Genomic DNA, 12,463 nt, shown 5'->3' on the forward strand with positions numbered 1-12,463 from the left:
AGGAGGGTTTATGTATGAATACTCAAACTGCACCTGTTTCTTCGCAGTCAAAGGAGTTTGACAATGTGAAAAGACTCCCAATTTTAATATCAATGATCATTGGAGCGTTTTTCACCATTTTGAATGAAACATTATTGAACGTTGCTTTTCCACAATTAATGGTTGAGTTGAATGTAACAGCGTCGACTCTTCAATGGCTTTCAACAGGGTACATGCTTGTAGTTGCTGTACTCATTCCAGCTTCTGCTTTATTAGTACAATGGTTTACAACAAGACAAGTATTCATAGGTGCTATGGTAATCTTTACTTTCGGTACACTTGTAAGTGCGATTGCGCCTGGATTTTCTATACTATTAATGGGTCGCTTGTTACAAGCAGCAGGTACGGGATTAATAATGCCCGTATTAATGAATACGATTCTCCTTCTATATCCTCCTGAAAAGAGAGGAGCGGCAATGGGGAGTATTGGGCTTGTAATCATGTTTGCCCCTGCCATTGGGCCGACACTTTCAGGGCTCATTTTGGAAACATTGAATTGGAGATGGCTATTTTATTTCGTTCTTCCATTCGCGATTTTTTCTATTGTTTTTGCATTTATTTATTTGAAAAATGTCTCTGAGCCTACTAAACCAAAGGTGGATGTATTATCTATTCTTTTATCTACAATTGGATTTGGCGGAATTGTTTATGGATTTAGTAGCTCAGGTGAAGGTTGGGGTAGTTTCCAAGTATATGGCATAATCCTAATTGGTCTTGTAGCAATTCTATTCTTCGTATTGCGTCAATTGAAATTGAAAGAGCCATTACTAGACCTTAGTGCATTTAAGTATCCGATGTTTACGCTCACGACAATTTTATTGACGATCATGATGATGACGATGTTCTCGACAATGACTTTATTACCATTTCTATTCCAAGGTGCTTTAGGCTTAACTGTCTATGCAACCGGTCTTATCATGCTTCCAGGTAGCCTGTTGAATGGTCTGCTTTCTCCAGTTTCAGGGAAGCTTTTTGATAAATTTGGTCCAAGAGCGCTTATTATTCCTGGTACGCTATTATTAGCAGGTGTGATGTGGTTCTTTACACAAGTAACGGCAGATACGTCTAAAATAACTTTCATCCTATTACACGTCACTATGATGATATCTATTTCAATGATCATGATGCCGGCGCAAACGAACGGTTTGAACCAACTTCCGAAGCGATTTTATCCTCACGGAACAGCTATTTTGAATACTCTATCACAAGTAGCGGGTGCGGTAGGAGTTGCGTTCTTTATTAGCGTTATGACTTCCGGACAGAAGAAATATTTGGATGCATCTTCAAATCCGACTGACCCAGCTCAATTGACAGAAGCAATGGTTTCAGGCGTGCATAACGCATTTACAATTGGCTTTGGTTTGGCACTACTTGCAGTCGTTGTAGCTTTGTTTATAAAACGTTCGCAGACTTCAGAAAGTTAAGGGGCGAAGTAAAGAGGGTATGCCGAGGGCTACCCTCTTTATTATTTTGTTCCTACATAGTAATTTGATTTGGGTTCCTTCTTATTAAAATAGTATTTTTCGGATAGCACACCTGTTTAAATTTATAATAGAACAACTCTAACTTAGCGATAAAGTTTCATTTTATGTTTAAATAAGTGAACTCGCTTTAATAGAAGTACACAATTCAGAACGAGAAATTGATTCAGCTAATTGTTGCAAATAAACATATTCTGTCGCATCTTTTTCAGAAGTGTTAGGATCCAATAAAGGTGAAGAAAGAAGTACATCAATCGTAAGTATGTCTGCATCATGAGAGACGATGTTATAACCTGCAAATACAGGTCGTTTTAAGTCTTTTACTTTTTGAATCATCTGATGGAATTTCGTAACACTTATATTGATTTGTGCGAATGGAAAGCATTTTTGGGTAGGATTCTCGATGGTCTTTCTAATTTTATAATCGTATACATAGTAGTACTTTTCTTGCTGCTCAAGTGTTTGCAATTCTTTCGTTAATAAGTGGTATTTGTCTGTAAGTTCAATTGTAAGTGCATCGTGTTCTTCGTCAACTAATAATGTGAAAGGTCTTGGTGATGAGATTGAAAGGGTGCGGACGTTTAGATCAGTAAAAGTGGGATTAGATTGTAAAATGGTATGTAATTTCTCGGTAGGAAACTCACCGTCATAAATAGCAATAAAATAATGGTTCATCTTTTCGCTCCTTAACTTTTTTCTAAACTGATATATTCTACTTTAAAGGTGTAAGTCCTGCATAAAAAAGAAAACACCTTGATTGTTATCAAGGTGTTGTAATAAGCTCAAAACTCTCCGAATCAGCCTCAACAATAAAAGGACTAACCTCGCCAACGCTATAAAGTTGCAATTCGTGCATCGCGCGCGTACAAGCAGTGTAGAATAATCTACGAACGCTCTCATCGCTGTATACATCTTTAGAAGCATTGTAAATAATAACAGCATCAAATTCGATACCTTTCGCTAAGTAAGCTGGGATCACGACGATGCCTTGCTCATACTCAGCTGAGTTACTCTTCACGAGTTTAATATTCTCGATATGAATAAGTGCCTCATAGGCCGCGGCGCTTTCAGCTGCAGATTTACATATAATTGCGATCGTGTTGTGATTTTGTTTTTGTAGTTCAGCAACTTTGGCAGTAATACGTTCGTGCAGTTCGCTGTCATTTGATACTTTCGTCACTGTAGGTTTCTCGCCGTCACGTTCAAAGGCGTGAATGTTCTTTCCTTCTGGTACGAGAGCACGTGTGAATTCAATAATTGGTTTTGTTGAGCGATAGCTACGAGTTAAGTTAATGCCGTTTGTTTCATCCGGTCCGTATAAGCTAGTAAGTGTATTGAAATTCACTGTTTCACTTGCATGGGCAAATATCGCTTGATTAAAGTCACCGAGTACCGTCATTCTTGCAGCAGGGAAGAGACGTTTTAAAAACTCGAACTGAAACGGCGAATAATCTTGCGCTTCGTCTACGAGTACGTGTTTAATCGATCTATTCGTTTGGAAGCCTTCAATTAATTCTTTTAAAAGTAAAAATGGAGTCGCATCCTCGTAATATAGCTTTCCTTCATCTAGCATGTTCACCGTTAATGAGCAAATGTCATCCCAGTCTTTCGGCTTTTCTCCCGTAACCCATGATGCATCTGTGAATAGCTGTTTATATATGCCTGTGAAATTGATGAAACGCAATGTTTGAACACCTTTGCGAAGTGGTTTCAATTTTTTACGGACAATCATACGTCCAAGTACTTTCGCTTCTTTCTCAAAATCGTTAAAGGAGTTGTCGTCAAACTCACCTTTTTTCTGTAAATATTTATAAGCCTTTTGATATTCATCTTTACTCAGTAGTTCAATTTCTTCTTCTACCCAAGGCTTTTTCAGTTCTGCTTTTTCAAGTGCATCTATTTGCTTATTTAGCCAATCCGTTAACTTTTCAATTCGACTATGGAAGCGGAGGGAGGAGTCGGTATTGTAAAACTGCTCTGTAATTTCTTTCGCAGAAACAATTAGCTTTCCTCTAAATTTCATTCCTCTAAATAGCATGCCTGATGATTCAAGAGATTGTCTGTACGCTCGAATCATCTCGAAAAATTGAGTAGATGCTTTAAAGCGAATGCTCGCATTTCTCGTTTTATAGGTAGGGCTATTTGTTTCAGTTAGCATATATTCTAATTGCTCGTATGGATCTTCCACGTCAAATGACTTACTTAGTCTATGGTTTAAATATTCTTGGAATGTCACTTGCTGCATATTTTCTTCGCCGAGTTCAGGTAGTACGTTAGATACGTAACTGTTGAACATAGAGTTAGGGGAGAAGAGAATAATTTGATCCGCTTTTAGCCATTCGCGATATTTATATAGTAAGTAGGCGATTCGTTGCAGCGCAGCGGACGTTTTACCGCTACCAGCAGCTCCTTGCACGATAAGGAGTCGGCCTTCATCGTGACGAATAATTTCATTTTGCTCGCGCTGAATCGTAGCGACGATACTTTGCATATGTTTGTTCGTACCTTTTCCGAGCGCTTGTTGCAAGATTTCATCGCCAATTGTAAGGCTCGTATCGAACATAGAATCAATCTCGCCATTTTGAATAATGTATTGTAATTTTTTCTCCACGTTACCGTGAATTACGCCACCTGGTGTACTGTATTCAGCCGGTCCTGGTGGATAATCGTAGTAGACACTTGAAATGGGTGCGCGCCAGTCATATATAAGAAAATTTTCTCCGCTTGCATCAGTAAGTGTAGCTACGCCAATATAAATTTGCTCCGCAGCAGATTCTCCTTCTTCTTTAAAATCAATTCGTCCAAAATAAGGTGATTTATGCATGCGTTTTAGTGCGGCAAGCCGATTAAAGGTGTGCTTATGAGTAATTTGTGTGACAGCTAGTGACTGAGCTTGTTGTCTTAAGTTGATAACTGTTTCAAGATAATCATCAAAAGTATCAGTATTCACTTTCACGTCATCCCAGAAATGTTTACGAATATTGATTACTTCTGCCCGGCGTCTACCAGTTTCGTTTTCCAGCTTATCAATTTGTTTCGCAATCGTTTCGATTACGGTATCCAAGCGTTTTTGCTCTAAATCAAGTTTTTTATTCATACGGTAGCACTCCTTTAAAAGTGAAAAATAGAGGTTGACTGAAGATGTGTTTTGGTGTACAATTAAGATACGGATAAATACGTTCTTTGTATTTCTGAAAACGTGTTTCTGTACTAATTTAACATAGTTTTTTAATTTAATCAATGATTAATGAGACAAGACTCTAATTTCCTGTATAGTTTGAGGAGGTTAGGGTCTTTTTTGTTTTTAGTTGTTGTATTCTGTATTAACTGCACGAACAATCCTGATTGGTGCTACGAATGATGAGGGGGAGAAAGCTCACCTGATTAAAGGGTCACTTTATTGTATGTTCGAGTACTTATTTATATTTTTTTGTAAATAACATTTTATGTTCTTTATATACAGAAAAATAGTTTTATTATTAAAAATATAAAAAATGGCTTATTAAAATTAAATTCCTATTATATACTAAAATATGTATGGAAATGTAATATTTATTTTATACAAGGCTTGCCTTGGGAGGAGAGAGAGAGAAGTGAAAGAATGTCCAATATGTTTAGATGGGGTGGAATATCCTAAAAATGTTGGGGAATGTCCGAAGTGTAAAAACTTTTTAAGGATGAAAACAAAATCAGCGAATACTACGGTAAATGATGATTTTGCGGATGTATTTGATAATACTTTTTATGAAGAAAAGAAGCCCACACCCCCTAATAAAACAACTGACCCATTTGAATCTACATATACGGAGCAGCAAACAAGTGCAGCGAGAGAAACAATAAAAGTAAGCAAGGCTAAAAAGAATGGATCGATAAAAGGGCAGGTAAGTAATTTTCAGGAAGATGTAATACCAGGTAAAACGCTTGGAAGATGGTTTGATGCATGTATAAAAGGAATTCCATTTATGAAGGATGGATATATGAATACATTCCAAGTGTATGATCAAGATGGTGAAGGACATGAAGTAGTTGTATATGGAAAAATTGTAAGAGGGAAAATTGGAGATCATAATTTAGTTCAAGTGTTTGGAAAGCGAGATCGTCATGGGACAGTAGTAGCTAAGCATATTGAAAATTTAAATAGCAACACAACAGTTTCAGTCAATAGTGGTATGTCAGCAAATAGTGTAAGATTTATGACGGCAATTATTATGTTCTTATTATATTTTATTATTAATTTTGTTATTTCTTTTGACTGGATTGGGCTTGTTAATTTAGTTGTATCTGTCATTTTGACTTTCATATCAAATATATTTGTTGCTATATTACCGTTAATCATCGTTCTTTTCGGAATTTGGATAATGATTAAAAAGGTTTTTCGTTAAATAGATTATGAAAATGAGCACTCAAAAGTATGAGTGCTTTTTTATGCAATCTTTAGTTTATTAATGGGGGGATTTCTTTGCGCTTACATAACATAGATACAGTAGAAATAAGAGAAAAAGATCATTTACTGAGAAAGTCTTATTTGGATAAATCGAATTTAAGTCCAAATTTAAATATGGAATCATTGGGACAACTTAGTTTCGTTAAAATAAAAGGTCTTGCAAATTTTTGGGAAGGAAAGGACGAAAAGGAATTTGACTTTGACGCCATTATGAGCGATGTGCTTAGTGGTTTTGCATCTTTACAGTCAACATTTACATTTTTACTGATTGGTAGTCCGAAAGAAATAGGTGTTTATGTTGGAACGGATCAATTCAATCAGTCCATTTTATCTTCTTCATTACACGCTTCATATCCTTATGCCAAATTGCAAGAAGTTGAAATGGATGAGATGTCACAGAAGTTACGTTCCATCGGGAATAACGGAGGAATTATTACAGGTATCCCGACTAATAAAACTTTTGGGGAAAGTAAGAGTCAACAAATTGAACGTTTATGTACCGGGATGTATGGGAGTTCTTGGGCGTATATTGTGGTTGCGAAGTCGATGAGTCCTTTTCAAGTAACGTTAGCGCATGAAAGGGTATTGAATGAAATTGATAACGTAAGTAAGTTTATTAAAGTATCAGAATCAGGTGGAAGTCTAGGTAAGGAATCTTGGGAAGTAACGAACTTAACCATTCAAAAGTACGTGGACAACCTTAATTCATTAGAAGAGAGCATGGATAGTGGAAGAACGATGGGAATGTGGAGAGTTGCTGGATATTATTTGGCGGATCAATTCACAAATGCAACAAAACTACGAAACTTAATTACTTCTGTTTATAATGGTGAACAATCTAAACCGGAGAGAATAAGAACTTTACCTGTAGATAACATTTTATACTATGCATCTAATTTTCAGTTTCCAGCGAATGAATTACCACGCCAGAAGGCAATGAAGCATCCGATAGGAGTATGGGATTTGCATGGTGAAGGGATTACGAAGGAAGTTCATTGTTATAAGTATTTGTATCAAACAATTTTGCCGACCAGAGAGCTTTCAACTTTATGCCAAATCCCGCGGAAAGAAATGCCGGGTTTTTATATTGATCAGTATGTGGAGTTTGATGTTGCGAACCGTCGTTCAATCCATGATGCAAGTAATAATTTTACAGTAGGAAAGATTATTAATGGTAATGAAGAAATAAAGTCGTATGAAAAATTAGAGCCAAGTAATCTCATCTATGATATGGATTTAATGGATTTAAGCCGACATGGTTTAATTGTAGGAATTACTGGTGGAGGTAAGTCCAATACGTCTAAAGGACTACTTCGTAATTTATGGAATAAGCATCGCATTCCTTTTATGGTAATTGAATCAGCTAAACGAGAATATTGGGAAATGTATAATATGGAAGGTTTTGAAGATGTTTTAGTTTTCACCTTGGGAGCGGAGGATGAAAATTCTGTTCCGTATCGAATTAACCCATTTGAAAAAATAGAAGGTGTTCCATTACAGACTCATATTGACTATGTGCTATCAACCTTTAAGGCGAGTTTTGAGCTTTATGCACCAATGCCGCATGTTTTAGAAACTAGCATTTATCAAATATATGAAGATCGAGGTTGGGACATTTTAAGTAATAAAAATAAATACGGTGCAAATGTTTTTCCAACTTTAGATGACTTATATTACAAAGTGGATGTTGTTGTTGATAATTTAGGGTATGATCAACGCTTGAAATCAGATATTACAGCAGCACTGAAGGCAAGGATTCACTCATTACGTGTTGGTGGAAAAGGTGCCATGTTAAATACAGATAAGTCTATTCCAATTGCGGATTTATTGTCCCGACCTGTCATTTTAGAACTAGAAGATATAGGCGACGATGATGTAAAAGCATTTATGATGGGAATTATTTTAGTTCAATTGTATGAATATAGAAGAACGAAGCTTACTAGAAATAAAGGATTTGAACATCTTATTTTAATTGAAGAAGCACATAGATTGTTAGCTAATGTATCAAGTGGTGGGGAAGGGAATGTTCGTGCGAAATCAGTAGAATTTTTCACAAATTTATTAGCCGAAATTCGTAGTTATGGACAAGGTTTTTTAATTGCGGATCAAGTTCCGACGAAACTAGCACCGGATACATTAAAAAATACAAATTTAAAAATTGTACATAGAATAGTTATGCAAGAAGATCGGGAATTAATTGGACAATCTATGAATATGACACAAGAACAAATTGAATATATTAGTTCTTTAAGAAGAGGATTTGCTGCTGTTTATGCAGAAGGAGATATGCGGCCAAAACTTGTACAAATGCCTTATATAAAAGAAGATTTTGATTATCCAAGAAAAACTGTTATTCAAAATGTGAAAGATACAGTGAAAAAAGAATTTCATCACTATGATAGAAAATATGATTTTGGGCCTGCTTGTGCTTTTTGTATGGATAAGTGTAACCGTCGTGAAGAGATGGGGAAAATAAAGGAATTTATTGTGAAGCAAAATTGGTTAAGCGATATGTTAGATGACGCTAAAAATGCAGAATTTAAACCAGATTGGTTTGAGGGCTTGTTTGAAATGTTAGAAAAGAATGGAATGAGCTCACTCCAAAATTATCATACGAGATTATGTAGTTTAAATGTCTTTTTAGGTAACAGAGATTTAGAAGAAAGCTATAAACGAGAAGCGGTTATAAATTATATGAAACATAATCTATTAAAGGATGAATGAATATGAAAGATTTCGATCGAAAAGACCATGTTGATAAAGTAGAGGAAGAAGACAAACTTGAAGAAAAGAAAGAAAAAAGTATAGAGGAAGAAAGCAAGAAGGAGCAGGCTTATAATTTTGATAAATATAATGAACGATTTGAGGGGCGTAAGCAGGAAACGATTGAAGATGAACTTGCTGAAAATAATCGAAATATTAGTTTTGATAAGTATCAAAAGCAATTAAATAAGGACATAACAGAACAACAAAATGAACAAGATGAAATAAATCCTGAAGTAGATTCTCCGGAAGTTATGGAAGCCAAAAAGGTTGAAAAGGAAAATGTTGAGACCGAAAAGCGGCTTGAGAATATGGAAGAAAATGCGGAAGAAATAAAGGAAGCAAAAGAATCTCTAGAAGGAACAAATAGAGGAAAGAATCCAGAGCGATTAGAAGAAACGCCGAAGCAAGAAGAAATAGATGAAGATAAGAAACTTGAACAAGCGGAAGAAGTAGGAGAAAAGAATCCAGAGCGAGTGGAAGAAACGTCGAAGCAAGAAGAAGTAGATGAAGATAAGAAACTTGAACAGACGGAAGAAGCTGGAGGAAAGAACCCAGAGCAAGTAGAAGAAACGCCGGAACAAGAAGGCACAGGTGAAGGCAAGAAACTTGAACAGGCGGAAGAAACTAGAGGGAAAACTCCAGAGCAAGTAGAAGAAACGCCGAAGCAAGAAGAAACAGATGAGGGCAAGGAACTTGAACAGGCGGAAGAAGCAGGAGAAAAGAAGCCAGAGCAAGTAGAAGAAACGCCGAAGCAAGAAGAAACAGATGAGGGCAAGGAACTTGAACAGGCGGAAGAAGCAGGAGAAAAGAAGCCAGAGCAAATAGAAGAAACGTCGAAACAAGAAGAAACAGGTGAAGGTGAGAAACTTGATCAGCCAGAAGAAGCAGGAGAAAAGAAGCCAGAGCAAGTAGAAGAAACGCCGAAACAAGAAGAAACAGGTGAAGGCGAGAAACTTGATCAGCTGGAAGAAGCAGGAGAAAAGCAACCAGAACAAGTAGAAGAAACGCCGAAACAAGAAGAAACAGGTGAAGGCGAGAAACTTGATCAGCTGGAAGAAGCAGGAGAAAAGCAACCAGAACAAGTAGAAGAAACGCTGAAGCAAGAAGAAACAGATGAAGACAAGAAACTTGAACAGGCGGAAGAAGCAGGAGAAAAGAACCCAGAGCAAGTAGAAGAAACACCAAAGCAAGAAGGAACAGATGGAGAAAACCAACTTGATCAGGCAGGAGAAACAACAGAAGAAACTGGAGAAGAGAAACCAGAGCAAGTAGAAGAAATGCCAAAGCAAGAAGGAACAGATGGAGAAAACCAACTTGATCAGGCAGGAGAAACAACAGAAGAAACTGGAGAAGAGAAACCAGAACAAGTAGAAGAAATGCCAAAGCGAGAAGGAACAGATGGAGAAAACCAACTTGATCAGGCAGGAGAAACAACAGAAGAAACTGGAGAAGAGAAACCAGAGCAAGTAGAAGAAATGCCGAAGCAAGAAGAAACGGGTGAAGACAAGAAACTTGATCAGACGGAAGAACCATCGGAACAAGAAGTGCAAGAGGATGAGAACCCCCCTGAGACAAGAGAGAATATAGAAGGAACTGATTCGTCGGAAGGTCCAGGAGAAGAAGAAACTGTAAAAAAAGAGTTTGAGCCGAGAAGTGAGACAGAAGAAGAATCGGGATTCGATTTAGATGAATTGTTTGATCAGAAAAAGAAAGAGATAGATCAACGAACGATTGGACAAATTTTAAAAGAAAGAAAAGATGCTTGGAGAGAAGCTGGCTATGGTGATAGTTTTAAAGAAATGTGGAAGAATGCCATACAAGCACAAATCGATGCGGCAAAAGAAGGTCCGAAAGCGTGGTTGAAATATAACAAAGAAGAGTTTAGTAAAGAGATAAAGCATGTGTATGAAGATGGAATGAAGTTAGCGAATAAAGTAATTGAAAATAATAAAATACTAGGTCCTATAAAAGAAGTACTGGAAGAGCGGAATAAAAAATGGAATGAAGCTGGCGAAGGAAAATACACATTAAAAAGTAGTATTGAGGCGCAAATAGAAGCAGCAAAACAAGGGCCAAAAGCATGGTGGGAGTACAATAAGAAAGAGTTTAGTAAAGAGATAAAAACTGCGTATGAAGATTGTGCAAAAATGGCGGATAAAATTACCGACAATTATCAAACGTTAAAAAATATAAAAGTGTCACTGGAAGAGCGTCATCAAAAACGGATAGAAGATGGTGAAGGCGCAACGTTATTAGAAATGTGTAAAAATAGCGTGAGGGCACAAATAGATGCGGCAAAAGAAGGTAGATTGTGGGAATATAACAAAGAAGAGTTTCGTAAAGAAATAAAAAATGTGTATGAAGACGGCGTGAAAATAGCAGATAAAATTACTGATACTTATAAGGTAATAGCAAATGCAAAAGTATCATTGAGAGAGAGACATGAAAAGCGAATAGAAGATGGCGAGGGCGCAACGCTATTGGAAATGTGTAAAAATAGTGTAAGAGCACAAATAGATGCAGCAAAAGAAGGTAGATTGTGGGAATATAACAAAGAAGAGTTTCGTAAAGAAATAAAAAATGTGTATGAAGATAGTATGAAAGTAGCAAATAAAATGATAGAAGGTAATAAAATACTATTTTCTATAAAAGAGGTTGTCATAGAACGCGAGAAAATATGGAGCGAGTCTGGAGACGAAAAGTACACATTGAAAGGTAGTATTAAAGCACAAATAGAAGCGATAAAGCAAGGGCCGGCAGAATGGTTTAAATATAATAAAGAAGAGTTTAGTAGAGAAATAAAAACAGTTTATGAAGATAGTATGAAAGTAGCGGATAAAATCATTGATAAGTATAAGCCGTTAGCTGATGCAAGAGATGTTTTGGAAGCACGTGATAAAAAATGGAGAGAAGCTGGTGAAGCAAATACGATAATAAGTAGTTTTAAGGCGCAGCTAGAGGTAGCTAATAAGAGCCCAAAAGCATGGTGGGATTATAATATAAAAGGTATTCAGAGAGAAACGAGACATCTGTTTGAAGATGGAAGAATGTATCTTATCAAATATATGGACACACCAGGGTTATTTGATGAAGTTGATGATAAGGCTTCTGAGAAAAAAGATGATACAAAAAAGTTCAAGAAATAGAAAGGGAGGGGATAGAGGATCAAATAGATGAAGAAGATCTATCTCATTTTGAAGAAAATAATACACACTCTGTTTTTGCTCCAAATAGTGAAAGTGTAGTGGAAGACGATTTAGAGCAAGAGATGCAGCGAGAATTAAATGATACAGTTGTTGATGTGGCAGAGAAAACTTTAGGTAAAGAATATAAAAACTATAAAGCTGTGGAATATACTGGGACAACTAAAGTTGATGGGGAAGCAAGGGATATTAGCAGACGGGTTTTTCAAAGGTTAGATATTGATTACGAGAGAATTGACTTGAAAACTGGTATGACGAACGTTCAATTGATGAAAAAAGGAAGAGCACCAATTTGGAAAGATGGAACCGCTATAGAGCTTCATCATTTAATTCAAAGAGAGCCAGGCTCAATGGTGGAAATTCCAGCGAGTATGCATGATGAGTATAATAAAATTTTGCATGGTTTAGTGGAGAACGGTGGGAGTTTTAGGAATAACCCTGTATTAAGGAAGCAATATGATAACTTTAGGACAAAATATTGGAGATGGAGAGCTAGACAAATAGAGAATGAACAAATTTAAGAGGTGAAA

The 12,463-nt window shown here is 36.5% G+C and carries 7 protein-coding genes; 5 read left to right on the forward strand and 2 right to left on the reverse strand.

What is annotated here, in order from left to right; all coding sequences use genetic code 11:
* Positions 1–14: 14 nt before the first annotated feature.
* On the forward strand, positions 15–1,463 hold the full coding sequence (locus ACTFR9_RS19495; RefSeq protein WP_001097156.1) for an MDR family MFS transporter: 1,449 nt from the start codon (positions 15–17) through the stop codon (positions 1,461–1,463).
* A gap of 168 nt (positions 1,464–1,631) precedes the next feature.
* On the opposite strand, the gene ACTFR9_RS19500 is transcribed toward ACTFR9_RS19495, so the two are convergent.
* Entirely contained in the window at positions 1,632–2,195 is a 564-nt protein-coding gene (locus tag ACTFR9_RS19500) for a hypothetical protein (RefSeq protein WP_001017107.1), read from the reverse strand.
* 88 nt (positions 2,196–2,283) lie between these two features.
* Positions 2,284–4,617 carry an RNA polymerase recycling motor HelD gene (gene helD, locus ACTFR9_RS19505; protein WP_229136827.1) on the reverse strand — a complete coding sequence of 778 codons (2,334 nt, stop codon included), beginning with the start codon at positions 4,615–4,617 and terminating at the stop codon, positions 2,284–2,286.
* Between the two features lie 496 nt (positions 4,618–5,113).
* On the opposite strand from helD, the gene ACTFR9_RS19510 reads away from it, so the two are divergent.
* The 4 genes from ACTFR9_RS19510 (at position 5,114) to ACTFR9_RS19525 (ending at position 12,454) form a co-directional block, all read left to right on the forward strand.
* Entirely contained in the window at positions 5,114–5,902 is a 789-nt protein-coding gene (locus ACTFR9_RS19510) for a hypothetical protein (RefSeq protein WP_000656650.1), read from the forward strand.
* A 77-nt stretch (positions 5,903–5,979) separates the two neighbouring features.
* Positions 5,980–8,688 carry an ATP-binding protein gene (locus tag ACTFR9_RS19515; RefSeq protein ID WP_229136828.1) on the forward strand — a complete coding sequence of 903 codons (2,709 nt, stop codon included), beginning with the start codon at positions 5,980–5,982 and terminating at the stop codon, positions 8,686–8,688.
* A gap of 2 nt (positions 8,689–8,690) precedes the next feature.
* On the forward strand, positions 8,691–11,876 hold the full coding sequence (locus ACTFR9_RS19520) for a hypothetical protein (RefSeq protein ID WP_440049012.1): 3,186 nt from the start codon (positions 8,691–8,693) through the stop codon (positions 11,874–11,876).
* 98 nt (positions 11,877–11,974) lie between these two features.
* Positions 11,975–12,454 carry an HNH/ENDO VII family nuclease gene (locus tag ACTFR9_RS19525; RefSeq protein WP_229136441.1) on the forward strand — a complete coding sequence of 160 codons (480 nt, stop codon included), beginning with the start codon at positions 11,975–11,977 and terminating at the stop codon, positions 12,452–12,454.
* The last annotated feature ends 9 nt before the right edge of the window (positions 12,455–12,463 follow it).

The organism is Bacillus cereus group sp. MYBK222-1 (assembly GCF_051916425.1).
Lineage (GTDB): Bacteria > Bacillota > Bacilli > Bacillales > Bacillaceae_G > Bacillus_A > Bacillus_A paranthracis.

Coding starts and splice junctions, on each gene's coding strand:
- ACTFR9_RS19500 (WP_001017107.1), bottom strand. CDS start 2,195: ATGAACCATTATTTTATTGCTATTTATGACGGTGAGTTTCCTACCGAG.
- ACTFR9_RS19520 (WP_440049012.1), top strand. CDS start 8,691: ATGAAAGATTTCGATCGAAAAGACCATGTTGATAAAGTAGAGGAAGAA.
- helD (WP_229136827.1), bottom strand. CDS start 4,617: ATGAATAAAAAACTTGATTTAGAGCAAAAACGCTTGGATACCGTAATC.
- ACTFR9_RS19495 (WP_001097156.1), top strand. CDS start 15: ATGAATACTCAAACTGCACCTGTTTCTTCGCAGTCAAAGGAGTTTGAC.